Raw genomic sequence first — 25,013 nt, forward strand, 5'->3', positions numbered from 1 at the left:
TCGGTTAGCCGCGTGGGTGGTGTGTTTGATGCAGCTGCTTCAAACGCTCGGTGGCCACATGGGTATAGATTTGCGTCGTCGATAGGTCACTGTGTCCAAGTAACATCTGCACCACGCGTAAATCGGCCCCATGATTGAGTAAGTGAGTCGCAAACGCATGACGTAAAACATGCGGCGACAGATCATCGGTCTCAATCCCTGCCAGTTGCGCGTAATACTTGATGCGATGCCAAAAGGTTTGCCGTGTCATCTGACGTGCTCGTTTGCTTGGGAAAAACACATCAGTACTGGTCTCTCCCAGCAATAGCGGGCGACTATACGCCAAATAGTGCTCCAGCCAATCCACGGCCGACTCTCCCATCGGCACCAAGCGTTCTTTATCCCCTTTACCAGACACTCGCACCACACCTTGGCGCAAGCTCACATTCTCCATGGTCAGCCCGATAAGCTCTGTCACTCGCAAACCCGTCGCATATAACAGCTCCAACATGGCTTTGTCTCTAAGCTCAAGCGGATCGTCGGTATTCGGTGCCATTAAGAGTGCATCGATTTGATCCTCCGTGAGATCTTTCGGTAGTCGCTTGGGCTGTTTCGGACTGATCAGAGTGGCACTGGGGTCGTCGGGACGCAACTTCTGTCGATACAAGTACTGGAATAGGCGACGCAGCGCCGACACCATACGACTGCGCGTGCTGGATTGGTAGCCCTGCTCATGTAGCCAATATTGGTAATCTTGTAAGTCTTGCTTGCTCACCGCCACCAACGCGCGGGTGTCGAGCCAATGGCACAGCTTCAATAAATCTGTGCGATACGAATTTAACGTGTTTTCGGAGAGCCCGCGCTCCATCCACATTGCATCCAAAAATTGCTCGATGCGTTCAATGTTGTTCGTCACCTTCAGCCCACTTGGTTATTAATCGAAAAAACACGCCCATCACTTGGGTCACGGCCAGCCGCGATTATACAAAATGTCGCTTCCTGTTGCTGGATCATATTACCGTTGAGCAGGTAAACTGCGCCCATGACACACAAACGAGTCGTGCTATGAAAATCGGTCTTTTTTATGGTTCTACCACCTGCTACACCGAAATGGCCGCGGAGAAAATCCGTGACTTTATCGGTGATGATTTGGTCGAACTACATAATGTCAAAGAAACACCGCTCGCCAAAATGGCAGATTACGATTTGCTGCTACTTGGGATCTCAACCTGGGATTTTGGTGAGCTACAAGAAGATTGGGAAGCGRTTTGGCAAGACATTGATAGTCTCCAACTAGACGGCAAAGTCATCGCCTTGTTTGGCTTGGGCGACCAAGAAGGATACGCCGAATGGTATCTGGATGCCATGGGCATGCTCCATCAGCAACTACAAGGCTGTGGCGCACAGTTTATCGGTTACTGGTCTACCGAAGGTTACCGTTTTGATGCCTCAAAAGCCGTCACTGAGGACGGCAAGCAATTTGTCGGTCTTGCCCTTGATGAAGACTCTGAGTACGAACTCAGTGACGAACGGATCCAAAACTGGTGCGAGCAAGTGCTGGTCGAGTACCAAGCGTTACTCTGATACGCGGCCTGTTTAATCCCCTCAAATAAAAAAACCGCGCCCAACCAGCGCGGTTTTTCTTCGCGACTATGTCGCGGTCAACATGATTAGGCTTCCGCTAGCGCATTAGCACGTGATCCAACAAACTTTGCCACGCCCATTGCCACCAGTGTGGGCAGCAGCCAGGCCATACCGACATCAAACAGCGGTAGGAAGCTAAAGGCACTCATGTCAGCGCCCATGACTTTTGCCGCATCAAGCAAGCTAAACAGCAATGCCACGCCCAACACGAGGCGATAACCTAGCGCTGGATTTGGTAACCAGCGACGGATGAAGGTCAAGCCAATCAGTGCAATCGCAACCGGGTATAATGCGAATAAGACAGGAATAGAAATAGCGATAAGCTGTTTAAGACCCACATTGGCCACCACCGCACAGACAGTCGCGACGACGACCACCCAGCGACGATACGTCCATGATGTGAGCGAGCTAAAGTAATCGGCACACGCACTCACCAACCCAATCACAGTGGTCAAACACGCCAGGCCAATAATCGCCGCGAGGATCATTTGCCCGACCGGGCCAAACAGTGCATCCACGTAAGCGGCCATGATTTCGCCGCCATTTTGCGTCCCTTGCGCCACMACACTGGCGGTTGAGCCTAAATAGAACAGCGACACGTACACAAACGCCAATCCAGCCGCGGCAATAATACCGGCGTAAATCAGGTACATGCAGGTTGCTTTGTTGTCTTCGATACCTTTTTTGCGGATCACATCGACAATCAACATGCCGAACATCAAGGCCGCAAAGGTATCCATGGTGTTATAACCTTCCAAAAAGCCGGTTGTCAGCGCGTTTTCAACATAGCTACCCTGCGCGGCCACCACGTCGCCTTGAGGATTGATGATCACTGCGATAGCCAAAATCGCGAGCGCCGCGAAGAGCAGGGGCGTCAAGAACTTACCGATGGTATCAATCAGTTTGCCTTGAGATAGCGAGAAAAACATCGCGACGGCAAAAAAGACTACAGAGAAAGCGCCCAGCTCTAACTGTCCTGGCGCAGATAAAAAAGGTTTAAAACCAATTTCATAGGCAACCAGTCCGGCGCGAGGGGCGGCAAAAGCAGGGCCAATAATGATAAAAATCAGCACGGCCATCAGTGTCGCGACACCCGTTGGCAGATCACGGGTCAGGCCCTTCCAGCCGCCGCCTGCCACTGCAACCGCAATAATACCGATTAAAGGAAGACCGACCGCGGTGATCAAAAATCCGATCATCGCGGCGGTGTAATGATCACCGGCTAACATGCCAGCTTGTGGGGGAAAGATTATATTTCCAGCGCCTAAGAAAAAGGCAAAGGTCATAAAACCTAACGCTAAAATATCTACTAATTTTAAACGTTTAGTCACGATGTATACCTACAGCTTGAAGATAGTGTTTGCAATCAATAATGTTTCACCCAGCTGAAACGCTCATTTATAATATTTTGTTTCAGACGATGGGCAGAGCGCAGAATAATGAAGAAGTTCATAGTCACAGTAAAGGCATTGACAAAAAACCTTGTGATCTTCTGCTTTAGCAATAACAATCAGCTCAATAAACTATCTATCATGTTATCCATGGTATTTTTTAACGATCAATATCGATAACATAGTGGTTACACAAAAGACAAAAATGCTAACTCTTGATGCCACTACGTCGCCAGAGTGCAGGACACATGAGCCAATTTCGCTTTAAACAATTTGTTATCGACCACGGCAATTGTGGCATGAAAGTCAGTACAGATGGTGTACTGCTAGGCGCTTGGGCTCAGCCTGGGACGGCGAGCAACAGCTTGGACATCGGGACAGGAACCGGTTTGTTAGCGCTGATGTTAGCACAACGTTTTGCTCATCTATCGCTGACGGCGGTCGAGTTCGATCCGTCCGCCTTTCACTGCGCCACGTTAAATGTGAGAGCGTCACGGTTTGCCGCGCAAATCCAATTGCACCACGGTGATATTAACGACTTTGCGTGTCGCGAACAGTGGCAACATATTGTCTGCAATCCCCCTTATTTCACCAGTGGTGCGCTTTCAAGCAACCCACAACGGGCCGTTGCCAGACATGCCAGTACCTTAAGCCATCCCGCGCTTATTGCCTGTCTAAAGCGGTTACTCGCCCCCACAGGGTGTGCGGATCTGATTTTGCCCACCAAAGAAGCCAATGCATTCATTGAAGATGCACAAGCACAAGGGCTTTACTTACAGCGTCGCGTGTTGGTCAGCCCCACACCGGAAAAAGCCCCCTCTCGCGTATTATTCACGCTAAGCCCGACGACGGGCGCGGTCAGATCTGATACGATCGCGGTGCGCGAGCAAGATGGCGCCTACACGCAGGCTTTTGCCGACCTGACGCGAGCATTTTACCTTAAACTCTCGTAAGCCAAATCGAGCAGCGCCTCGCTATCATTGGCCTTGGGCGCGCTGCCCATTTACACTATTTGCGTCTATAATACCGCGCTTAACTATCCTTGGAGAATTACCTGTGCGAAGCTTTGCCGAACTCGAGCTGGATCCAGAACTGCTCAGTGCACTTGACGATATGGGCTATCAGCGCCCTACGCTGATCCAATCTGAGGTTATCCCCCACGGTATGGATGGACGTGACATCCTTGCCTCCGCGCCAACGGGAACCGGCAAAACGGCGGCTTTTTTGCTGCCCATGTTGCAGCACTTACTCGACTTTCCGCGGCAAAAACCCGGGCCAGGTCGCGTACTGGTTCTCACCCCCACGCGTGAGTTAGCCATTCAGGTAGCTGATGAAGCGCGCGCATTAGCGAAAAATACCAGTCTTAAGATCTTCACCATCACCGGCGGGATTTCATACCAAGAGCACGCGGAGCAGCTGGGTAAAACACAGGATATTGTGGTGGCAACGCCTGGCCGTTTGATGGAGTACATTGAAGCTGAGCGATTCGATTGCCGCGCCGTTGAATGCCTGATCTTAGATGAAGCAGACCGGATGCTCGATATGGGGTTTGCGAATGCGGTCAATCGACTCTCTGATGAGTGCCAGCGCCGCCGTCAGACCATGCTCTTCTCCGCCACACTAGAAGGGCGCGGGGTAGCAGGCTTTACCGAGGATCTGCTAGATAACCCTGAGCTGGTGGATGTGACACCGCCACGCCGCGAGCGTAAGAAAATCACCCAGTGGTATCACCGCTGTGATGATCTTGACCACAAGCGCGCCTTGCTTACATCCATTGTTACCGAACAGGCAGAGCGCGCGATTGTATTTATTAAAACACGTGAACGCTTGGCGGAGCTTCGTGATTATATGCAGTCACAAAAACTGGATTGCGCCTGGATCCAAGGTGAAATGCAACAAGCGAAACGTAACAATGCCATTAACCGGTTTAGCGAAGGAAAAGTGAAGGTCCTACTGGCCACGGATGTCGCGGCACGCGGCATTGATGTTCCAGATATTACCCATGTGATCAACTATGATCTCCCGCGCACAGCTGATGTCTATCTGCACCGTATTGGTCGCACGGCGCGCGCAGGCAAGAAAGGCTCTGCCATCTCACTGGTCGAAGCCCATGATCAACCGATGATGGATAGGATCACGCGCTACATGGATGAAGAGATTAAAGAGCGAACCATTGATGGCTTGAAGCCTAAACATAAAAAAGCAGAGCACAAGAAGAAAAAAAAGAAGCAAAGCGTTAAAAACTCGAGCAAAGTCAAAAAGCCTAAAAAACGCAAATAGAACTAGACACCTGTCAGCCTGACTGAATCGCTGATATATAAGGAATTACTCAAGGAGGCCCGTAAAGGCCTCCTTTTTTTCGCTATCGGCGTCCATTTTGTTGAACACAAAACGATCAGATTCACACATCGCGCAATATAAAGACACAAAATATTAACAATTGAACTGAAAATCAGTTTAAGATGCTATTCGCGATAACAACAAAACATGATGCAAACACAGTAGAAGGAACTCACTATGCAATCGTTTGTCGATTTCTTAAATAGCATCATATGGAGTCCGGTTCTGATTTACACCTGTTTAGGTGCGGGACTGTTTTACTCCATACTGACGCGCTTTGTTCAAATCCGTCACTTCTCGGAAATGTGGCGACTCCTCYTTTCAGGGAAAAGCTCAACCAAAGGGATTTCTTCCTTCCAAGCCTTAGCAGTATCACTCTCTGGCCGTGTCGGTACAGGTAATATCGCTGGCGTCGCCGCCGCTATCGGTTTTGGTGGCCCTGGCGCGGTATTCTGGATGTGGGTCGTTGCTTTTCTAGGCGCGGCAACCGCTTACACTGAATCAACCTTGGCACAAATTTATAAAGAAGAAGACAATGGTGAGTTCCGTGGTGGTCCTGCTTATTACATCGAAAAAGCGATGGGACAGAAATGGTATGCCATCCTCTTCGCGCTCGCGACCTTACTCGCCTGTGGTGTGATGCTACCTGGGGTACAATCCAATGCGATTGGTAATGCGGTCGAAACCGCGTTTGGCTCTGGCGCCATGGTTGATACCGCGATGTTTGGTGCACTTGAAGTGTCGAAAGTGATTACCGGTGCCTTCATCTCCATCGTGCTCGGGTTCATCATTTTCGGTGGTGTTAAACGTATTGCCCACTTTACGCAAATCGTGGTGCCCTTTATGGCATTGGCGTACATCATTATTGCGTTTGTCATCATTCTGTTGAACATCAGTGAAATTCCCGCCGTGGTTTCTATGATCATCGGCGATGCCTTCACACCGATGGCAGGTGCGGGTGCAGCTATTGGTTGGGGGGTTAAACGTGGTGTTTACTCCAACGAAGCCGGTCAAGGTACAGGTCCACACGCGGCTGCGGCTGCCAACGTGGATCACCCAGCTCAGCAAGGTTTGGTGCAATCCTTCTCGGTGTACATCGATACCCTGCTGGTATGCTCGGCAACCGCGTTTATGATCATCATTACTGGTGCTTACAACGTCCATGGTCCGGGTGAAGCCTATATCGTGCAAAACTTGGCATCTTCGGTCGCGGCAAATAGCCCTGAATTTACCCAGCTGGCGATTGAAGCAGCGATGCCTGGCCTAGGTAAACCCTTTATCGCCTTCGCGCTCTTCTTCTTCGCCTTTACCACTATTTTAGCCTACTACTACATTGCCGAAACCAACATTGCCTACCTGCGTCGCACGATCAAGGTGCCAGGGATGATGTTTGCGCTGAAAGTGGTGCTAATGTCCGCCGTGTTCTATGGCTGTGTGCGGAGTGCTAACCTCGCTTGGGCGTTTGGTGATGCCGGTGTGGGTTTGATGGCGTGGTTAAACATTGTTGGCATCATCATCATCTTCTTTATCTCTAAGCCAGCCCTTAAGGCGCTAAAAGATTATGAAGAGCAACAGGCCAGAGGGGTAGAAACCTACACCTTCGATCCCGTTAAGCTTGGCATCAAAAATGCCGATTACTGGGAACAACGTCTGGCGCGTCGTAATGGCAAGCAAGACAGTGAAACCACCGATGCCGATGGCAAACCTATCAATCCAACGGCATAAGATTCAAACACAGAATCAATGGTAAAAAAGGGAGGGCGCACCAGCGCCCTTTTTTGATCACAGTGCTCGACAAGGCTATTAGTCATCAAGACGGAAAATAATATCAACCTGATCACGCACCTGCATGGTCGCATCTTGATAGCTTGCGGCGACATCGGCGCTGCCGCTGCGCATCTCGGCATTCATCATCACAGGGCGTGGATTGCTGGACCGATAGCGAATTTGCCAGACGCCATCGAGACGCATATCCATGCTTTTCGCGAGCGATTCAGCTTTTGTTTTAGCATCATTGACCGCCGCATCACGGGCTTTATCTTTCAATGCCGACTGGTCACTACTGGTTAGCTGTACTTGCCGGATTCGGTTAATCCCCTCGCCCAGCGCCCCATCTAACACTGCATTCAACTTATCGAGCTGGTTAAGTGTCACGGTAACCTGGCGCTCAGCACGGTAGCCAATCAGCTCAGGCGCTTTGTCTTTGACATGTTGATAACGCGGTGACAGCTGAATATGCGCACTCTCGATTTGTTCGCGCTTTACCCCTTGTGCCGACAGCCGATTAATAAACGCTGTGACCGCTTTGTCGGATGCGGCTTTTGCCGCTTTTGCCGTTTTTCGCTCGGTCACCACCCCCACATCAATCGTGGCCATATCAGGCGCAGCCGTCACTTCCCCGACACCGGTAATGTCCAAATGCGGAAAATCAATATTGGCCATCGCGGCTGGTGCTGTCACCAAGGCGCTAGTCAGGCAAAGCATTGCTTTAAACTTACACATTCTCTCTCCTTTCATGGATTCAAATTATCATGAGGTTATAGGTCAGACTCTTTTTTCAGCAAAAGACTCCCTCGCTTGCGTCAGATTTATGTCAAAACATCAACAACGCCATTGATGATGCCACATCAAGCTGATGGTGACCGGCGACTTGTCGCCCTACGCTTGCATCCTTTCAATGATGAAGAAAATTCGGTTCCCTTTACGCGTCTCTGTGCTTAAAGTGAGGGGATAACACGAGAAAAAGGAATAGACCGTGAGCAGTTTTTTAGTCGCCCTTCAGGGCTTAGGATTAAGCCTAACCATGATTATTCCCATTGGCGCTCAGAATGCCTATGTGATTAACCAAGGTATCAGCCGTGAACACCATATGACCACAGCGTCGATTTGCTTTATCTGCGATATTATCTTGATTTCAAGTGGGATTTTTGGCGGAGGGGCCTTATTGGCAAGTTACCCTATACTGCTCAATACCATCACGCTCGCAGGGATCGGCTTTTTGAGTGTCTACGCGTGGCAGTTTATCCAGAGCGCACGTCAGCACAACCAAGAGGCGTCAATGGAAGCCCCCACCATGAGTCGAGGCCGCCGCGCAGTGATCATTGGCGCCTTGGCGGTGACCTTGCTCAATCCGCATGTGTRTCTCGATACCGTGGTGGTGTTGGGTGCAATTGGTGGCCAATTTGCGTTCGATGAACGCGTCGCTTTTACTGTTGGGGCCCTAATGGGATCGTGCCTTTGGTTTTACGGCTTATCGGCAGGGGCCGCACGCTTATCACCGTGGCTCTCCACTCCCTCAATCCGGCGACTGCTCGATCTACTCATGGCGAGTATGATGTTATTCGTGGCCGGTAAGCTCGCACTCGGCCTTTACGCACGTTTACTGGCGAGTTAAAAAACAGGGATGCGGCCACGCTGCCGCATCCATAATGGCTATCACCGACCGTGAGGTTATGCTTGGCGCTCGCTGCGCTCGACGTGAACACTCATTTGCGGGAATGGAATTTCAATACCATGTTCGTCCAGCGCTTCTTTGATGGTTGGCAGCAGCTCAAAGTAAACGCTCCAGTAGTCTTCTGTTTTCACCCAAGGGCGCACCACAAAATTGACCGATGAGTCGGCTAACGTCATCACCGCCACATTGGGTTCAGGATCTTTCAGAATCAAGGGATGTTGGGTCAGAATATCCATCAACACCGTTTTGGTTTTCTTTAAATCCGCGCTGTACGCGACGCCAATCGTCAAGTCAACACGGCGTGTGGCATGCTTGGAATAGTTAGTGATTGGGCTGCTGATCACCGACCCATTTGGCACCACCACCATTTTGTTATCCGGGGTAGTGAGCACCGTAGAGAACACTTGAATGGACTCAACAGAGCCAGCGACTCCGGCCAATTCGACGTAATCGCCCGATTTGAACGGACGGAACATCACGATTAATACCCCGGCGGCAAAGTTTGCCAACGAGCCTTGCAAAGCCAGACCCACGGCTAAACCTGCGGCACCTAAGATGGCAATCACAGACGCCGTTTGTACACCCACACGGCTCAACGCGGCAATCAAGACGATCACAAACAACAAGTAACGCACGAGGCCGTGGAGAAATTCCACCACCGCGTTATCCATGTTGCGCTTACGCATGATACCCGCCATGGAGTTAGCTAAACCTTTAACCACAAGGTTACCAATCACCAAGATCAGTAGCGCAGAAATAATGTTCACCCCGTACTGCGTCAACAGATCTTGATTATCCATCAACCAAGTCTGTGCCCATTTAGCACCCTCTACCATTGTGTTTTCCTCACTCATTCACTTTCCCTCTTCAAGTTGGGATAAACGGTAACCCTATGTTAACAGCCTTTTACTGGTCGCTGTCTATCTCATTCACGCGAAATGTCTCCGCAATGATACGAGTCAGTATCACGAAGATATAAAAAAACCCGCCAAGTGGCGGGCTTTTACATTCAACACTGTTGTGACGTTTACAGGACGTCAACTGCGTTGAGGTCTTTGAAAGCTTGCTCAAGGCGCGCAACCATCGACTCTTGCCCTTTACGTAGCCAAACGCGTGGGTCATAGAATTTTTTGTTAGGTTGATCGTCACCTTTCGGGTTACCGATTTGAGTTTGTAGGTAGCCTTCGTTGTCTTGGTAATACTGACGAATACCATCCCAAGTCGCCCACTGAGTATCGGTATCGATGTTCATTTTGATCACACCGTAGCCAATGGATTCTTGAATTTGTGCTTCAGAAGAACCCGAGCCGCCATGGAAGACGAAGTTCAGACCATTGGTCGGTAGACCAAATTTCTCTGAGCAGTAAGCCTGTGACTCACGTAGGATTTCTGGCTTAAGTACCACGTTACCTGGCTTGTAAACACCGTGTACGTTACCGAATGACGCAGCAATGGTGAAACGGTGGCTGACGGCTGACAGTTTTTCGTATGCGTAAGCCACTTCTTCTGGCTTGGTGTAAAGATCAGCTGTATCAACATCGCTGTTATCCACGCCGTCTTCTTCACCACCCGTAATACCCAGTTCGATTTCTAGCGTCATGCCCATTTTGTCCATGCGCGCAAGGTATTCGGCACAGATTTCCATGTTCTCTTCAAGCGACTCTTCAGACAGGTCAATCATGTGAGAAGAGAAAAGCGGTTTGCCGTGCTCTTTGAAGAAGGCTTCACCCGCGTCAAGTAGGCCATCAATCCACGGCAGTAGTTTCTTCGCTGCGTGGTCAGTGTGCATGATCACAGGCACACCGTAGACTTCAGCCATCGCGTGAACGTATTTCGCACCGGCAACAGCGCCTTTAATTTGCGCTTCTTGGCCTTCTAGTTTCAGACCTTTGCCCGGGAAGAAACCCGCACCACCGTTAGAGAACTGGATAACCACTGGCGCTTTTACTTTCGCCGCGGCTTCCATCACTGCGTTGATTGAGTCAGTGTTAACGACGTTGACTGCAGGCAATGCAAACTTGTTCTCTTTGGCAACTTCAAATACTTTCTGAACGTCATCGCCAAAGATAACGCCAGGTTTTACAAAATCAAAAACTTTAGACATGGCTCTTGTCCTATTCACTCGGGTTGTCTTTGCTGAACTGAGTAAAGATGCCTGAGGCACCTTTATCAATCGGGTGCAATCGTTTACGACTCGGCCTATTGTAGTCAAACGAAAGCAAGAACGGGAGATGTCACTCCCGTTTTATTATCTGGTTTATGCGTCTTTCGCACGTGCTTCCAGCATTTCTACCGCAGGTAGAGGTTTGCCTTCAACAAACTCTAGGAAAGCACCGCCACCGGTTGAGATGTAAGACACATCAGCTTGGATACCAAACTTATCAATCGCTGCGAGGGTATCGCCGCCACCCGCAACAGAGAAGCCTTCAGACTCCGCGATCGCTTTTGAAATGCCTGCCGTGCCCGCTTCAAAGTTCTTAAACTCAAACACGCCAACAGGGCCATTCCACAGAATGGTTTTGGCATTTTTCAAAATGTCCGCCAACGCTTGGGTTGATTCAGGACCGAGGTCAAAAATCATATCGTCGTCTTGTACATCTTCAACGCGCTTGATCTCTGCTTCCGCGTTTTCATCAAATGCCTTCGCACACGCCACGTCGGTGGCAACAGGAATATGGCACTCTTCCATTAGAGATTTCGCCGTGTCGACTAAGTCCGCCTCATACAGCGACTTACCAACATTGTGACCGTCAGCGGCGATAAAGGTGTTGGCGATACCACCACCGACAACCAGTTGGTCTGCCACGGTTGACAGTGATTTCAGTACCGTCAGCTTGGTAGACACTTTTGAACCACCCACAATCGCCACCATTGGGCGTGCCGGGTTGTCCATCGCTTTGCCTAATGCCTCAAGCTCGTTAGCCAGCAATGGGCCAGCGCAAGCCACAGGCGCATACGTGCCCACACCATGAGTTGAGGCTTGGGCGCGGTGAGCCGTACCAAATGCGTCCATCACAAAAATATCGCACAGTGCCGCGTACTTTTTAGACAGCGCTTCGTCGTTCTTCTTCTCGCCTTTGTTGAAGCGAACGTTCTCAAGCACCACCAGCTCACCGGCGTTAAGCTCAAGGCCGTCTAGATAGTCTTTCGCGAGGCTGACCTGACAATCAAGTGCGTCATCTAGGTAGTTCACTACTGGCTGCAGTGAATACTGATCTTCAGGCTGGCCTTCTTCAGGGCGGCCGAGGTGAGAGGTCACCATGACTTTTGCACCGGCTTCTAAGCAGTGCTTAATCGTAGGCAATGATGCCAAAATACGTGCATCAGAGGTCACTTTACCGTCTTTTACAGGCACGTTCAGATCAGCACGGATAAACACACGCTTTCCGGCAAGATCTAAGTCGGTCATCTTAATTACAGACATATGGTCCTCGCTATAAGGTTGCAAATTGAAACTGATTTAATCAGGGCAACACCCCACCCACGCTTGCGTCTATTACGCCATGGCAAGTGTGGTATCTAACATTCGGTTGGCAAAGCCCCACTCGTTATCACACCAAACCAGCGTTTTAATCAGCTGGTGATCACTGACCCGTGTTTGCGATCCATCGACAATGGCGCTGTGCGAGTCGTGGTTAAAGTCAATCGATACCAAGGGCGCTTCGGTATAATCCAGTATACCGTCTAATGTACATCGAGATGCCGTCTGCAGAGCTTGATTTACGTCATTAACTTTCACTTTAGTACGTACAGTGACACTTAAATCCATCGCTGTCACGTTTATCGTCGGCACACGGACCGAGATCGCCTCAAATTTGTCAGAAAATTTCGGAAAAATCCTACCAATTCCAACATGGAGTTTGGTATCCACTGGAATAATAGACTGGCTGGCAGTACGTGTGCGGCGCAGATCAGAGTGATACGCATCAATCACCTGCTGGTCATTCATTGAAGAATGAATGGTGGTGATGGTGCCGGACTCAATCCCAAAGTGTTCGTCCAAGGCTTTGATCACCGGGACGATACAATTAGTGGTACAAGAACCATTGGAAACAATGCGGTCATCGGCGGTCAATGCATCATGATTGACCCCGTAAATAACGGTTCTATCCACGTCTTGGCTGGCGGGGTGAGAGAAAAGGACTTTYTTAGCGCCCGCAGCAATATGGGCCTCCCCATCTTGACGCGTACCAAATTTGCCCGTGCAGTCCAAGACAATATCCACATCAAGGTCACGCCAAGGTAAAAGCTGAAGTTCCGGTAAGTGAAGCAGACGAATGCTGTCGGTGGCGACAAACAAGTGTTCTTGGTTATAGGAAACCGGCCAGCCGAACCGACCATGGCTTGAGTCATATTGCAGCAGATGCGCCATCGCCTCGGGCTCTGCGAGCTCATTAATCGCGACCACTTGAATGCGATCGTGCTTGCCACTCTCATACAGGGCTCGCAATACACTGCGCCCTATACGACCAAATCCATTAATTGCGACTCTTAATGCCATGTCCATCGGTGCTCGTTTAACGATGACGCACAGTGTATCTCAAGCACGTAAAAGACGCACGTGTTGTGTGATCTCAACCAAGAGCTGTATACGCTTTGTCTCCTTTCGCCTTGTGATGACTTAAGGCTTGGTAACTCTCCTAAATGCTCGCCTTTGCTATACTTTAATAAACCCCATATGCATCATCTGACTTGCGTTTATCACAATTGCGAATAAAATAGACGTCTAGAAGTTAAAACATCTGAGATGATCGGCGGTGCGCGTTAATACGTATCGTCAGTTTCCCTGATAATCAATGAGAGTGTCACATGGCTAAGCACCTGTTTACCTCAGAGTCCGTCTCTGAAGGCCATCCTGATAAAATCGCAGATCAGATTTCTGATGCTGTTTTGGATGCCATCCTTGAGCAAGACCCCAAAGCACGCGTCGCCTGCGAAACCTATGTTAAAACTGGCATGGTAATGGTAGGCGGGGAAGTGACGACCTCGGCATGGGTCGATATCGAAGAGCTTACTCGTCAAACCGTTCAAGATATTGGCTATATCCACTCTGATATGGGCTTTGATGCCAACTCTTGCGCCGTATTGAATACCATTGGTAAACAATCCCCAGACATCAACCAAGGGGTTGATCGCGCCGACCCGAAAGATCAGGGCGCTGGCGACCAAGGGATCATGTTCGGCTTTGCCACCAATGAGACCAATGTGCTGATGCCAGCTCCTATTACCTATTCACACCGTTTGGTGGAGCGCCAAGCGCAAGTGCGCAAAGATGGCACCTTAGACTGGTTACGCCCAGATGCGAAAAGCCAGGTCACCTTTGCGTATGACAACGGCAAAATTGCCGGTATTGATGCCGTCGTGCTCTCTACACAGCATTGCGACAGTATTTCAACCGAGGATCTGCGCGAGGCGGTGATGGAAGAAATCATCAAGCCTGTGTTGCCGGCGGAATGGCTGACCAAAGACACCAAGTATTTCATTAACCCAACGGGTCGGTTTGTGATTGGCGGGCCAATGGGCGATTGTGGTTTGACAGGCCGTAAGATCATTGTTGACACCTATGGCGGGGCAGCCCGTCACGGTGGCGGGGCGTTCTCAGGAAAAGATCCCTCAAAAGTGGATCGCTCTGCCGCTTACGCCGCGCGCTATGTGGCCAAAAACATTGTTGCCGCAGGCCTTGCCGACCGTTGTGAAATTCAACTGTCTTACGCGATTGGCGTCGCCGAGCCGACGTCCATCATGGTCGAGACCTTCGGCACTGAAAAAGTCGCACCAGCGGTGATCATTAAAGCGGTACGTGAGCACTTCGACTTACGCCCGTATGGTTTGCAAGAAATGCTGGATTTGTTACAGCCTATCTATAAGCAAACGGCTGCGTATGGCCACTTTGGTCGCGACATCTTCCCTTGGGAGAAAATCGACAAAGCGGAGCTGTTGCGCGACTTTGCCAAGCTCGGGTAACCTTAGGCGACTCAGTGCTTTTAAGGGAAGCCTCGGCTTCCCTTTTTTGATCGCAGCAAGGACGACCACTTATGTCTTGTGCTTATGACACCCCAGAAAAATCCGCTCATGCATTACAACAGGCAGCGCTCTCACGCGCCCAGCAATGTATTGATGTGGCTAACCAGCAATTGGGCACCCAGCTGACCTACCCCGTGGTTGGCTTTACACTGCGGGGCAAGTCTGCCGGTACTGCGCATCCAGCACAATGGCGCGTCCGGTTTAACCCTGTTCTTTTGCTACAAGCACCACACACCTTTTTTGACGAAGTGATCCCTCATGAAGTCTGTCATTTGGTCACCTTTGCGTTATACGGTCGGGTGAAACCGCATGGTCCTGAGTGGCGTTCGTTGATGACCCAGGTCTTTAACGCCCCTGCCAATACCACCCACCAGCTTGATATCAGCGCCGTGCAGGGTAAAACCTTTGCTTACTACTGTGATTGCGGGCCTGTCGCCTTATCCATTCGCCGTCACAATAAAATACAACGCGGCCAAGCCATCTATCGCTGCAACCGCTGCCAACAGCCACTGACACGCAGTGGTGAAGGATCAGAATAGTTTGCTTTTTCGTCCCTCGTCCCCATAGTAGTGACAGAGCCTATCGTCCCTTTGGTCATGTTACACTGAGGGCGACTTGAACATGGAACACGAGCACAATGCGAATTCCTCGAATTTATCACCCAGCACCGTTACCCGAACAAGGCACGGTGATCTTAAGCGATGAAGCGGCGAACCATCTCGGTCGCGTCCTGCGTATGCAGGCAGAGCAGCCCATTTTGCTCTTTGATGGTAGCGGCGCGCAATTTCCTGCCACACTGACACAAGTGAGTAAAAAACAGGTGTCTGCCACCATTACCGCTCGCGAATCATACAGTGTCGAGTCACCACTTGACTTTGAACTAGGCCAAGTGATTTCGCGCGGCGAAAAGATGGAATTTACCATTCAAAAGTCGGTCGAGTTAGGCGTGAATACCATCACCCCACTTTTGTCAGCTCGCTGCGGCGTCAAGCTCAATGCTGAGCGACTCGAGAAAAAGCGCCAACAATGGCAAAAAATCGCCATTGGCGCCTGCGAACAAAGCGGCCGTAATGTCGTCCCTACCATTAATCCGGTGATCAATCTCGATACATGGTGTCAGCAGACATTTGAAGGCTTGAAGCTAAACCTGCATCCGCGTGCCTCCTACTCCATCAACACGCTTCCTGACGCGCCTCAAAAACTGCGTTTACTGATTGGCCCGGAGGGCGGGTTATCTGATGACGAGATTGCGATGACACGCGAACACAACTTTGAAGAAATCCTATTGGGCCCACGCGTGCTGCGAACAGAAACCGCGGCACTGACTGCCRTCACGGCCTTGCAGGTCCGTTTTGGCGACCTGGGTTAACTGGCAAGCAGGAGAAAAATGATGAAAATAGGTATAGTGATGGATCCCATTGAAGCCATCAGTGTGAAAAAAGACTCCACGTTTGCCATGATGCTGGCAGCACAAAAGCGCGGCTGGGACCTGCATTACATTCAGATGGATGACATGTCGATGCAACAAGGTGACCCTTATGCCCGCACTCACAGCGTCACCGTGATGGATAACCCAGAACAGTGGTATCAAATCAAGCAAACGCAAACCCTCGCGCTACGGGAATTTGATGCCATTTTGATGCGCAAAGACCCACCGTTCGATACCGAGTACATTTACGCGACTTACATGCTCGAACGCGCTGAGCAGGCCGGTGTGTTGATTGTGAATAAGCCACAGAGCCTACGCGACTGCAATGAAAAGCTGTACACGGCTTGGTTCCCAGAGCACACGCCCACCACCTTGGTCACTCGCCGCGCTGATGAAATCCGGGCGTTCCAAGCACAACATGGTGACGTGATTTTAAAGCCGCTTGATGGCATGGGCGGCGCCTCGATTTTCCGAGTGAAACAAGGCGACCCCAACTTGGGTGTGATCATCGAAACCCTTACCGAACATGGTCAACGTTTTTGCATGGCGCAAACCTTTGTGCCCGATATCAGCAACGGCGATAAGCGAATTTTGGTTGTTGATGGAGAGCCCGTGCCTTATTGCTTGGCGCGGATCCCCGCTGAGGGTGAAACCCGTGGCAACTTAGCGGCAGGCGGTCGCGGCGAAGCRCGTCCTCTGTCAGAGACTGACTGGGCCATCGCGCGCGCCATAGCCCCTACCCTCAAAGAAAAGGGGTTAATCTTTGTTGGCCTCGACGTGATAGGCGACAAATTAACGGAAATCAATGTCACCAGTCCAACCTGTATTCGCGAGATTGATGCCGCGTATGACATTTCTATTGGTGACATGTTAATGGAGGCGATTGCTAGACGCTGCGCCTAAGAAAAGAAGGCGCTCTCTGCGCCTTCATTATCTAAAACATCCATTTTCGCGCATACTCAAAGTACGCGCCCCCACAGGAGACGGCGATATGGATCTGAAAAATCATTTTTTAATCGCGATGCCCAGTATGGCTGATAGCCGTTTTCATCATGGCGTTATTTATGTGTGTGAGCACAGCCATGACGGGGCAATGGGGCTGATGATTAACCACCCGATCAACTTTTCAGTGGGAAAAATGCTGGATCAAATTGAGGTCGAGCGACAACTGCCCTTGTCGACTACCACAGAGAGCCTATCTCAACCCGTCCTTTTTGGTGGCCCCGTCTCTGAGGACAGAGGCTTTGTGCTGCACCCTGCAACCTGTGAGTACGGCACCAGTATTCCGCTGTCTGATCAGCTATCGGTCACCACCTCCAAAGACATTCTCTCGATTCTCGGCACCGAGCAACAGCCAGAGCAATTTCTGGTCGCGCTGGGCTATGCCGGCTGGGAGCCGGGCCAGCTTGAGCAGGAATTGGCCGACAATAGCTGGCTGACACTCGAAGCCGACCCCAAGGTCATTTTTGATACCCCCGTTCACCAACGCTGGCAAAAAGCGCTCGATCAGCTCGGTATCGACGCGGCAAACCTTTCTTCACAAGTAGGACATGCATGAACGCACAGACCATTATGGGATTTGATTACGGCGTCAAGAGCATTGGCGTCGCCATTGGCCAATCACTAACCGGCACGGCTCGCCCGCTATGCGCCTTAAAAGCGAGAGACGGGATCCCAAACTGGGATGATATCGAAGCCATACTCAAAGACTGGCAACCCGATTATCTGGTGGTGGGCTTGCCGCTCGACTTAAACGGTCAACCGTTAGAGACCATCACACCGAGAGCAAAGAAATTTGCCAACCGCCTACACGGGCGTTTCGGCTACCCCGTCGAGCTGCACGATGAACGCCTGTCTACCCGTGAAGCGCGTGCGGATCTTTTTGCCCGTGGTGGTTATAAAGCCCTAGGCAAAGGCGCCGTCGACGCCCAATCTGCGGTGGTGATTATCGAAAGCTGGTTCGAGCGTCTATACACAGATTAACTGGGCGAGATCGCCGCCTGCGGTGCAATCACCCCTTGTTTCTCGAGCTGGGCCATCGCTTGCGCCATCGTCTGCATACCATGCGCGGTACCAGTTTGCATCATGGAGGCGATTTGCGCCACTCTATCCTCTCGGATCAAGTTACAAACCGCTGATGTCACCGTCATAATTTCATAAGCAGCAACACGCTGACCTTGGGTGCTTTTGACCAGTTGTTGAGAAATCACCGCCTGCAGTGAGGACGACAGCATCGAACGCACCAAGGGCTTATCGCTGCCGGGAAATACATCAATGATACGATCGACACTTTTCGCTGCGCTAGCGGTGTGCAAGGTCRCAAACACCAAGTGCCCGGTCTCTGCCGCGGTTAACGCTAGACGGATGGTTTCTAAGTCACGTAGCTCGCCCACTAATATCACATCTGGGTCTTCACGCAGCGCTGAGCGCAAGGCTTGCTGAAAAGACTGCGTATCACGCTTGACCTCGCGCTGGTTCACCAAGCTTTGCTCGGACGGATGGATAAATTCAATCGGATCTTCGATAGTCAGAATATGCTTTTGTTGGTGATGGTTAATCTGCGCAATCATCGCCGCCAATGTGGTCGACTTCCCCGAGCCTGTCGGCCCAGTCACCAACACCAAACCTTGATGTAGCAAAGCCAGCTCACTGAAAAGTGGCGGCGCGGATAAATCCTCTAGCCTTGGTACGGCGGTGGGCACCACACGAAAGACCGCCGCACAGCCATGTAGCTGGTGGAACGCATTGACGCGAAAACGCGCCACCGAGTTTAGTTCAAAGGAAAAGTCGACTTCCCATGTGTTGTCAAAAACATGCTGCTGCTCAGGGCCCATCACTGCCAGTACCAGTTCCCGCACGGCTTGGTGGCTCAGCGGTGGCAGACTAAGCTTGCGCATATCGCCATCTACCCGCACCATAGGCGACACCCCCGCAGAAAGATGTAGATCTGACGCGCGATGCTTTACACTAAACGCAAGTAGCTCATTAATATCCATTCATTTTCCTTGCAGAATCCGGTATGTGTCATATTAAGAACAATATTCAACAGGTCAGGGAACAGATAGACCACGCAAGCCAAAAATGCGGCCGACTCGCCGACTCAGTGCAATTAATTGCAGTCAGCAAAACCAAGCCTATCGAGGCGATCGCAGATGCCATCGCCGCGGGGCAACGGGCGTTTGGGGAAAATTACGTGCAAGAAGGGGTGGAAAAGGTCGAGTATTTTGCCGAGCATCCCCCCGCGGCACCGATCGAATGGCACTTTATTGGTCCCATTCAGTCCAACAAAACACGGTTAATTGCAGAGCACTTTGACTGGGTGCATTCTGTCGATCGGTTGAAGATTGCTAAACGCCTGAGCGAGCAGCGTCCGACCCATTTACCGCCGCTCAATGTCCTGGTACAAGTCAATACCAGTGGCGAGGCATCAAAGTCGGGCTTATCCGTGGATAACGCCATCGCCCTCATTGAAGATATCCGAGCCCTACCCGGCCTGAATGTCAGAGGATTGATGTCTATTCCACAGCCTGAGACGGACTATCAGCGACAATGCGCCGCGTTTGAGCCTTTATCCAATGCGTTTCATGCGCTCAGTGAGCAGACGCCCGATATCGATACCTTATCGATGGGCATGAGTGGTGACATGGAAGCGGCGATTGCGTGTGGTAGCACCATGGTGCGTGTCGGCACCGCAATTTTTGGCGCGCGAGACTATCGCTAACAAAGCGGTCGTGATAAACCCCAAATAATGACGAGAACAACAGGAACGCTTTTCATGGAACATCGCTCCCTTACCTTTATTGGCGCCGGTAATATGGCGCGATCTATCATAGCTGGCCTGGTGAATGCAGGCTATCCCACTAAAGCGATAACGGCCTCATCACCCAGCGCTCACCCTGACGACGTGCTGAGCACGGATTATGGCATCCAAACCACCCGTGATAACTTGCATGCCTGCCAAGCAGCAGACGTCATTGTCTTGGCGGTCAAGCCACAATTAATGGCGCAGGTTTTAAGCGATTTATCGGCCGTCGATTGGTCATCAAAATTGGTGATCTCAATTGCAGCCGGCATCAGTACTCACCGTCTGTGCGAGATGGCAGGTACCACACTTAACCTAGTACGTGTGATGCCGAATACACCGTCTCTTGTCGGACAAGGAATGAGCGGGTTATTTGCGTCGAGCCAAGTCACTGACGCGGATAAACGCTATGCCACCGCCTTGATGGAAGCCGTCGGCGAAGTCTGCTGTGTCGACGAGGAAGCAAAAATGAATGGTGTGATTGCCGCTGCAGGCAGCGCACCGGCATACTTCTTTCGCTTTATGGAGGCGATGCAGCAAGAAGCTATCCGCCAAGGCTTTAGCGACGAGCAAGCCAGGCAGCTGGTTCAGCAAGCCGCAAAAGGCGCGGCAGAAATGGTTGTCAGCAATACGGACACAACCATTGGCCAATTGCGTGAGCAGGTCACCTCAAAAGGCGGCACAACCGCTGAAGCGTTACGTGTTTTCGACCAGCACCACATTGGCGATATAGTGGCACAGGCCATGAAGGCGGCAGTCAGCCGCGCCGAGCAAATGGAACAAGAATTTTAATCACTAAGGCAACGATATGAATGCAATGACCTTTCTGATCAACACCGCGTTTGATCTTTACATCATGGTGGTGCTGCTACGCGTTTGGCTACAATGGGCGCGCGCAGACTTTTACAACCCCTTCTCTCAATTTATCGTCAAAGCGACCCAGCCTGTGGTTGGACCGTTGCGTCGTATGATCCCGGCACTCGGTGGTTTGGATCTGGCAACGGTGCTGTTTGCTTACTTACTCATGGTGGCCAAATTTGTGGTACTGGATTTAGTCGCCGGTAACCCCTTCGCGATGAGTTCAGGCATGTTCCTCTTCTCCGCCATCGCCTTACTGAAAGCCGCGGGTAAGTTGCTGTTCTGGGTGCTGATCCTGCGCGCTATTTTGAGTTGGGTCAGCCAAGGCAACAACCCAGTAGAGTATGTTTTTCACCAACTGACCGAGCCCGTGTGCGCGCCAGTACGCCGTATTATTCCTCCCCTCGGTGGGCTCGATCTCAGTATTCTGGTGATCTTTATCGCGCTCCAATTTATCAATATGCTTATCGGCGATTTTATCGGCCCGATTTGGTATGCCCTGTAAGCGAATCGCCACGCGCTAAGTCATCCTCGACTTATCGCCATAGCTTGCACCGCTTACGGGATTTCACGGGTGCCAACGATGTAAGGCGGATCGTACTCAGGCACCCGTACGTATTGATAGCGACCCTCACTTCGCTTTATCACAAGGAAAGATTATGCGTCAGATAATTGCAGCGCTCAGCGTCATATTAACCGTGGCTATCTCCCCAGCATGGGCAGGTCAGTTTAAAGAAATCGGTGAGTTGGAAGTGCATTACAACACGCTCTCGACCACTTTCTTAACGCCCGAAATCGCTCAGCAGTACGACATTACCCGGAGTGGCTATCGAGGCTTGGTCAACATTGCCGTTCTCGATACCATGCAACTGGGAAAACCGGCGATTGCCGCCGAGGTCACCGGACAAGTCAAAAACTTGGTCGGAAACAGTCGTGATCTAGACTTTACCGAGATCAGAGAAGGTGACGCGATCTATTATATCGCTACCTTCGCCGCCGATGATGAAGAGACGTATCGCTTTCACATCGATCTCAACGCCGAAGGAAACCGCAATGCGTCCTTTGACTATAATTATACGTTTTACGTCGATGCCCCGTAGTCGGGCTATAACCCAATAGGTAACTGTGATGAAGAAAGTTGTGTTGGCCACTGGGAACGCAGGCAAAGTAAAAGAAATGGCGGGACTGCTCGACGAATTTGGTTTCGACGTCTTGCCACAAAGTGACTTTGCCGTTGAAGAGGCGGATGAAACAGGCACCACCTTTATCGAAAATGCCATCATTAAGGCGCGTCATGCGGCCAAAGTGACCGGCCTCCCCGCCATTGCCGATGATTCAGGTTTAGAAGTCGATGCGTTAAACGGTGCGCCGGGCGTGTATTCTGCCCGCTACGCCGGTGAAACAGCCAGTGATACGGACAATGTCGCTAAACTGTTAGAAGCTTTGCATGATACAGACAATGATGGACGCCAGGCTCGCTTCCATTGCGTGTTGGTTTATATGCGCCATGCGAATGACCCAACACCACTGGTCTGTCACGGGGTGTGGGAAGGGCAAATCGCTCAAGCACCGCAAGGGGACAACGGATTTGGCTACGATCCCGTGTTTTTACCTGCCGATCAGCAGTGTACCGCAGCAGAAATGCCCGCTTCCGAGAAAAAACAACGTTCTCACCGCGGACAAGCACTTAACGCCCTGTTCCAAGCCTTAAAAGCGTCGCAATAAGCCATGATCCCATTGAGTCTGTATGTACACATTCCTTGGTGTGTACAAAAATGTCCCTATTGCGACTTTAACTCGCATACCCAAAAAGGTGAGATCCCGGAAGAGGATTATATTGATGCGCTGCTCGAGGATTTGGATACTGATCTTGCCGCCTACCCTTCAGTTGCGACACGTCCACTGCATTCGATCTTTATTGGAGGCGGCACACCAAGCTTGATGTCGCCTTCACAGATAGCACGTCTGTTGGATGGCATTAAGGCACGCCTTCCCGTCAGTGACAACCTGGAAGTGACCATGGAAGCCAACCCTGGCACCGTGGAGGCCGATAAGTTTATCGGCTACCGACAAGCAGGCGTTAACCGGATTTCTATCGGGGTGCAGAGCTTTTCTGCTGATAAGCTCGAACGCTTGGGGCGCATTCATGGCCCTGGAGAAGCAGAGCGGGCCGCCCACCTTGCCCATCAAGCGGGATTAAATAGCTTTAACCTTGATTTGATGCATGGTTTGCCCAACCAGTCAGAGCAAGAGGCTCTGAGTGACTTAGAAAAAGCGATTGCACTTAAGCCGCCACATCTGTCTTGGTACCAGTTGACCATCGAGCCCAACACCCAGTTTTACTCCAAACCACCCACTCTGCCAGAAGAAGATACCTTGTGGGACATTTTTGATCGCGGGCATCAGCTGCTTACCGACGCTGGCTACGTACAATACGAGACATCCGCCTACAGCTTACCCGGTCATCAATGCGCCCATAACCTCAATTACTGGCGTTTTGGTGACTATTTGGGCATAGGTTGTGGCGCCCACGGCAAACTCACCTTACCCAATGGCGATCAGCCTCGCCTGCTTCGAACGGTGAAAGTGAAGCATCCGCGCGGCTACCTCGATCCACAAAAAGCCTATCTCACTGATAGCCAGTGGGTGAAAGAGACGGATCTCGCGTTTGAGTTCTTTATGAATCGGTTTCGTCTGCTCGAGCCTTGCCCGAAAGCCGAGTTTGTTGCCCGTACCGGGTTGCCCCTCGATCATCTCAGCCACCCTTTGACGCAAGCCCTTGAGCAAGGTCTGCTCGCGGAGTCCGAGACACATTGGCAAGTAACCGCTAAAGGTAAGCTCTTTCTCAACGATCTTTTGGCCATTTTTTTAACTGACTAGTGCAACAAACTGTGTGTTAAGGTGCCTATTGTTTAGGCACCTTTACCTGCCCAGCGGCGATTGGCCGTTTGACGGCAAGTAAAGTCCGCCCGACTCACTCAACCAGCCTAAGAGGGATACCCTGTGACTTCGTCATTTCGTGTCGAGCCGAAACATTGGACTTTAATCGCTGCGCTGATCATCGCAGCCTATGCGTGCTATTTACTTATCGAGCCCTATATTGGTGCAATCGTTCTCGCGTTTATTGTCTCTTTGCTCTTTTTCCCTCTTCATAAACGTATTGAAGATCGCATTGGGCAACGCCCAAACACGGCGTCGGTGATATCTTGTGTCTTAATCACTTTTATCATCATCATTCCCCTCACCGTGGTAGCGGGAGCGATAATCGAGCAAGGCGTGAGCTTTTTTACACGCAGTTACGAATGGCTTAATAACGGTGGCGCAAAACAGTTACTCAACAACCCACAAATACAATCGTCACTGCATTTTCTCAACCAATGGCTGCCATTTGATTTAATTGACCCACAAGAAACGGTGAAAAAGCTGGCCGCTTGGATGTCTTCTTTCAGTGGCCAAATGCTCGAATTCAGCTCCAAGGTATTAGGGGATGTGACCGATTTTTTCATCACCTTTATGCTGATGTTGTTCGTTCTGTTTTTCTTGCTCCGCGATCACGACAGCATTATCCATACGCTCCGCCACGTGATCCCCTTATCACGCAGCCAAGAAGATCAGTTATTGGATGAGGTGGAAAAGGTGGCCAAGTCTGCCGTGCTTGGGTCCTTTCTCACCGCCTTGGCGCAAGGGGCCGCAGGCGGCTTGGCGATGTGGGCCGTGGGCCTGCCAGCGCTATTTTGGGGCACCATGATGGCGTTCGCCTCCTTTATTCCTGTGGTCGGCACCGCGCTCATCTGGCTGCCAACCGTGCTTTATTTGGTGGCCACGGGCGATTGGCAATGGGCGGTAGCCTTACTGATATGGAGTGTGGTGGTGGTCGGCTCCATCGATAATCTCCTCCGCCCCTTCCTCATGCAAGGCAACTCGGGGATGAACACCCTGCTTATTTTCTTCTCACTGTTAGGTGGCTTGCATCTGTTTGGCTTGATGGGACTGATTTATGGCCCGATTATTTTCTCCATCACCTTAGTGCTATTTCGTATGTATGAAATCGAGTTTGAGCGCTTTCTTGACCGACAAGACAACGCATAAGCA

Annotated in this window: 26 protein-coding genes; 18 read left to right on the forward strand and 8 right to left on the reverse strand. The window is 51.0% G+C overall.

The genetic code is table 11. The annotated features are described in order from the left end of the window. Positions 1-4: 4 nt before the first annotated feature. Positions 5-895 carry a site-specific tyrosine recombinase XerD gene (xerD, locus tag BZG14_RS05930; RefSeq protein WP_077608225.1) on the reverse strand — a complete coding sequence of 297 codons (891 nt, stop codon included), beginning with the start codon at positions 893-895 and terminating at the stop codon, positions 5-7. Between the two features lie 149 nt (positions 896-1,044). On the opposite strand from xerD, the gene fldB reads away from it, so the two are divergent. Further along, positions 1,045-1,563: a flavodoxin FldB gene (fldB, locus tag BZG14_RS05935; RefSeq protein WP_077608226.1), complete on the forward strand. Its 519-nt coding sequence runs from the start codon at positions 1,045-1,047 to the stop codon at positions 1,561-1,563. A gap of 86 nt (positions 1,564-1,649) precedes the next feature. Here the strand turns inward: fldB and brnQ are convergent, their stop codons facing one another. Continuing rightward, entirely contained in the window at positions 1,650-2,954 is a 1,305-nt protein-coding gene (gene brnQ, locus BZG14_RS05940) for a branched-chain amino acid transport system II carrier protein (protein WP_077486867.1), read from the reverse strand. Positions 2,955-3,262: 308 nt separating this feature from the next. Here brnQ and BZG14_RS05945 point away from each other — a divergent pair, with 308 nt between their 5' ends. The 3 genes from BZG14_RS05945 (at position 3,263) to BZG14_RS05955 (ending at position 7,079) form a co-directional block, all read left to right on the forward strand. Beyond that, complete coding sequence (locus BZG14_RS05945) at positions 3,263-3,967, forward strand: tRNA1(Val) (adenine(37)-N6)-methyltransferase (protein ID WP_158011731.1); 705 nt, start codon at positions 3,263-3,265, stop codon at positions 3,965-3,967. Between the two features lie 103 nt (positions 3,968-4,070). Next, positions 4,071-5,294: an ATP-dependent RNA helicase SrmB gene (gene srmB, locus BZG14_RS05950; RefSeq protein ID WP_077608227.1), complete on the forward strand. Its 1,224-nt coding sequence runs from the start codon at positions 4,071-4,073 to the stop codon at positions 5,292-5,294. A 237-nt stretch (positions 5,295-5,531) separates the two neighbouring features. Then, positions 5,532-7,079, forward strand: coding sequence for an alanine/glycine:cation symporter family protein (locus tag BZG14_RS05955; protein ID WP_077608228.1), 1,548 nt, complete (start codon positions 5,532-5,534; stop codon positions 7,077-7,079). Positions 7,080-7,157: 78 nt separating this feature from the next. Here BZG14_RS05955 and BZG14_RS05960 read toward each other — a convergent pair whose 3' ends face one another. Further along, positions 7,158-7,856, reverse strand: coding sequence for an oxidative stress defense protein (locus BZG14_RS05960; RefSeq protein WP_077608229.1), 699 nt, complete (start codon positions 7,854-7,856; stop codon positions 7,158-7,160). Positions 7,857-8,157: 301 nt separating this feature from the next. On the opposite strand from BZG14_RS05960, the gene BZG14_RS05965 reads away from it, so the two are divergent. After that, positions 8,158-8,748 carry a LysE/ArgO family amino acid transporter gene (locus tag BZG14_RS05965; RefSeq protein WP_077608242.1) on the forward strand — a complete coding sequence of 197 codons (591 nt, stop codon included), beginning with the start codon at positions 8,158-8,160 and terminating at the stop codon, positions 8,746-8,748. A gap of 56 nt (positions 8,749-8,804) precedes the next feature. On the opposite strand, the gene mscS is transcribed toward BZG14_RS05965, so the two are convergent. From mscS to epd, 4 genes are all read right to left on the reverse strand, one after another. Beyond that, on the reverse strand, positions 8,805-9,662 hold the full coding sequence (gene mscS, locus BZG14_RS05970) for a small-conductance mechanosensitive channel MscS (protein WP_077608230.1): 858 nt from the start codon (positions 9,660-9,662) through the stop codon (positions 8,805-8,807). Between the two features lie 173 nt (positions 9,663-9,835). Continuing rightward, entirely contained in the window at positions 9,836-10,912 is a 1,077-nt protein-coding gene (fbaA, locus tag BZG14_RS05975; protein ID WP_077486873.1) for a class II fructose-bisphosphate aldolase, read from the reverse strand. A 153-nt stretch (positions 10,913-11,065) separates the two neighbouring features. Continuing rightward, the gene (locus tag BZG14_RS05980; RefSeq protein ID WP_069362095.1) at positions 11,066-12,232 is read right to left on the reverse strand and encodes a phosphoglycerate kinase; all 1,167 of its coding nucleotides are present in this window, start codon (positions 12,230-12,232) and stop codon (positions 11,066-11,068) included. A gap of 72 nt (positions 12,233-12,304) precedes the next feature. Beyond that, on the reverse strand, positions 12,305-13,309 hold the full coding sequence (epd, locus tag BZG14_RS05985) for an erythrose-4-phosphate dehydrogenase (protein ID WP_069362153.1): 1,005 nt from the start codon (positions 13,307-13,309) through the stop codon (positions 12,305-12,307). A 308-nt stretch (positions 13,310-13,617) separates the two neighbouring features. Between epd and metK the strand changes: the two genes are divergently transcribed. The 6 genes from metK (at position 13,618) to ruvX (ending at position 18,244) form a co-directional block, all read left to right on the forward strand. Continuing rightward, positions 13,618-14,772, forward strand: coding sequence for a methionine adenosyltransferase (metK, locus tag BZG14_RS05990; RefSeq protein WP_077608231.1), 1,155 nt, complete (start codon positions 13,618-13,620; stop codon positions 14,770-14,772). A 71-nt stretch (positions 14,773-14,843) separates the two neighbouring features. Beyond that, a complete protein-coding gene (locus BZG14_RS05995; protein WP_077608232.1) occupies positions 14,844-15,371 on the forward strand; it encodes a SprT family zinc-dependent metalloprotease in 528 nt (175 codons plus the stop codon). Between the two features lie 98 nt (positions 15,372-15,469). Beyond that, positions 15,470-16,201 carry a 16S rRNA (uracil(1498)-N(3))-methyltransferase gene (gene rsmE / locus BZG14_RS06000; RefSeq protein ID WP_077608233.1) on the forward strand — a complete coding sequence of 244 codons (732 nt, stop codon included), beginning with the start codon at positions 15,470-15,472 and terminating at the stop codon, positions 16,199-16,201. 18 nt (positions 16,202-16,219) lie between these two features. Next, positions 16,220-17,164, forward strand: coding sequence for a glutathione synthase (gene gshB / locus BZG14_RS06005; RefSeq protein ID WP_077458999.1), 945 nt, complete (start codon positions 16,220-16,222; stop codon positions 17,162-17,164). 88 nt (positions 17,165-17,252) lie between these two features. Then, positions 17,253-17,819: a YqgE/AlgH family protein gene (locus BZG14_RS06010; protein ID WP_077608234.1), complete on the forward strand. Its 567-nt coding sequence runs from the start codon at positions 17,253-17,255 to the stop codon at positions 17,817-17,819. Further along, positions 17,816-18,244, forward strand: coding sequence for a Holliday junction resolvase RuvX (gene ruvX / locus BZG14_RS06015; protein WP_077608235.1), 429 nt, complete (start codon positions 17,816-17,818; stop codon positions 18,242-18,244). Before BZG14_RS06010 ends, ruvX begins: the two co-directional genes overlap by 4 nt. Here the strand turns inward: ruvX and BZG14_RS06020 are convergent. Beyond that, positions 18,241-19,257: a type IV pilus twitching motility protein PilT gene (locus tag BZG14_RS06020; RefSeq protein ID WP_077608236.1), complete on the reverse strand. Its 1,017-nt coding sequence runs from the start codon at positions 19,255-19,257 to the stop codon at positions 18,241-18,243. The two genes, ruvX and BZG14_RS06020, sit on opposite strands and share 4 nt — an antisense overlap. A 23-nt stretch (positions 19,258-19,280) precedes the next feature. Here BZG14_RS06020 and BZG14_RS06025 point away from each other — a divergent pair, with 23 nt between their 5' ends. The 7 genes from BZG14_RS06025 to BZG14_RS06055 all read left to right on the forward strand — a co-directional run bounded on the left by BZG14_RS06025 (position 19,281) and on the right by BZG14_RS06055 (position 25,010). Beyond that, positions 19,281-19,982 (forward strand): YggS family pyridoxal phosphate-dependent enzyme, encoded by a 702-nt coding sequence (locus BZG14_RS06025; protein ID WP_077608237.1) that lies wholly within the window; start codon positions 19,281-19,283, stop codon positions 19,980-19,982. Between the two features lie 54 nt (positions 19,983-20,036). Beyond that, complete coding sequence (proC, locus tag BZG14_RS06030; protein WP_077608238.1) at positions 20,037-20,855, forward strand: pyrroline-5-carboxylate reductase; 819 nt, start codon at positions 20,037-20,039, stop codon at positions 20,853-20,855. 16 nt (positions 20,856-20,871) lie between these two features. After that, the gene (locus tag BZG14_RS06035; RefSeq protein WP_069362083.1) at positions 20,872-21,426 is read left to right on the forward strand and encodes a YggT family protein; all 555 of its coding nucleotides are present in this window, start codon (positions 20,872-20,874) and stop codon (positions 21,424-21,426) included. Positions 21,427-21,580: 154 nt separating this feature from the next. Continuing rightward, positions 21,581-22,021 carry a DUF4426 domain-containing protein gene (locus BZG14_RS06040; protein WP_077486878.1) on the forward strand — a complete coding sequence of 147 codons (441 nt, stop codon included), beginning with the start codon at positions 21,581-21,583 and terminating at the stop codon, positions 22,019-22,021. 28 nt (positions 22,022-22,049) lie between these two features. Next, positions 22,050-22,646, forward strand: coding sequence for an XTP/dITP diphosphatase (locus BZG14_RS06045; RefSeq protein ID WP_069362081.1), 597 nt, complete (start codon positions 22,050-22,052; stop codon positions 22,644-22,646). A gap of 3 nt (positions 22,647-22,649) precedes the next feature. Further along, positions 22,650-23,801, forward strand: coding sequence for a radical SAM family heme chaperone HemW (hemW, locus tag BZG14_RS06050; RefSeq protein ID WP_077608239.1), 1,152 nt, complete (start codon positions 22,650-22,652; stop codon positions 23,799-23,801). 123 nt (positions 23,802-23,924) lie between these two features. After that, positions 23,925-25,010, forward strand: coding sequence for an AI-2E family transporter (locus BZG14_RS06055; protein ID WP_077458991.1), 1,086 nt, complete (start codon positions 23,925-23,927; stop codon positions 25,008-25,010). The last annotated feature ends 3 nt before the right edge of the window (positions 25,011-25,013 follow it).

Origin of the sequence: Salinivibrio sp. IB282, from assembly GCF_001995685.1 — a bacterium.
Classification (GTDB): domain Bacteria; phylum Pseudomonadota; class Gammaproteobacteria; order Enterobacterales; family Vibrionaceae; genus Salinivibrio; species Salinivibrio kushneri.

Excerpts from the sequence above, each read along its gene's own strand:
- BZG14_RS06010 (WP_077608234.1), top strand. The coding sequence starts at position 17,253 with ATGGATCTGAAAAATCATTTTTTAATCGCGATGCCCAGTATGGCTGAT.
- proC (WP_077608238.1), top strand. The coding sequence starts at position 20,037 with ATGGAACATCGCTCCCTTACCTTTATTGGCGCCGGTAATATGGCGCGA.
- hemW (WP_077608239.1), top strand. The coding sequence starts at position 22,650 with ATGATCCCATTGAGTCTGTATGTACACATTCCTTGGTGTGTACAAAAA.
- ruvX (WP_077608235.1), top strand. The coding sequence starts at position 17,816 with ATGAACGCACAGACCATTATGGGATTTGATTACGGCGTCAAGAGCATT.
- BZG14_RS06040 (WP_077486878.1), top strand. The coding sequence starts at position 21,581 with ATGCGTCAGATAATTGCAGCGCTCAGCGTCATATTAACCGTGGCTATC.
- metK (WP_077608231.1), top strand. The coding sequence starts at position 13,618 with ATGGCTAAGCACCTGTTTACCTCAGAGTCCGTCTCTGAAGGCCATCCT.
- BZG14_RS06035 (WP_069362083.1), top strand. The coding sequence starts at position 20,872 with ATGAATGCAATGACCTTTCTGATCAACACCGCGTTTGATCTTTACATC.
- BZG14_RS05980 (WP_069362095.1), bottom strand. The coding sequence starts at position 12,232 with ATGTCTGTAATTAAGATGACCGACTTAGATCTTGCCGGAAAGCGTGTG.
- BZG14_RS06045 (WP_069362081.1), top strand. The coding sequence starts at position 22,050 with ATGAAGAAAGTTGTGTTGGCCACTGGGAACGCAGGCAAAGTAAAAGAA.
- BZG14_RS05960 (WP_077608229.1), bottom strand. The coding sequence starts at position 7,856 with ATGTGTAAGTTTAAAGCAATGCTTTGCCTGACTAGCGCCTTGGTGACA.
- mscS (WP_077608230.1), bottom strand. The coding sequence starts at position 9,662 with ATGAGTGAGGAAAACACAATGGTAGAGGGTGCTAAATGGGCACAGACT.
- BZG14_RS05995 (WP_077608232.1), top strand. The coding sequence starts at position 14,844 with ATGTCTTGTGCTTATGACACCCCAGAAAAATCCGCTCATGCATTACAA.
- BZG14_RS05945 (WP_158011731.1), top strand. The coding sequence starts at position 3,263 with ATGAGCCAATTTCGCTTTAAACAATTTGTTATCGACCACGGCAATTGT.
- BZG14_RS06025 (WP_077608237.1), top strand. The coding sequence starts at position 19,281 with ATGTGTCATATTAAGAACAATATTCAACAGGTCAGGGAACAGATAGAC.
- fbaA (WP_077486873.1), bottom strand. The coding sequence starts at position 10,912 with ATGTCTAAAGTTTTTGATTTTGTAAAACCTGGCGTTATCTTTGGCGAT.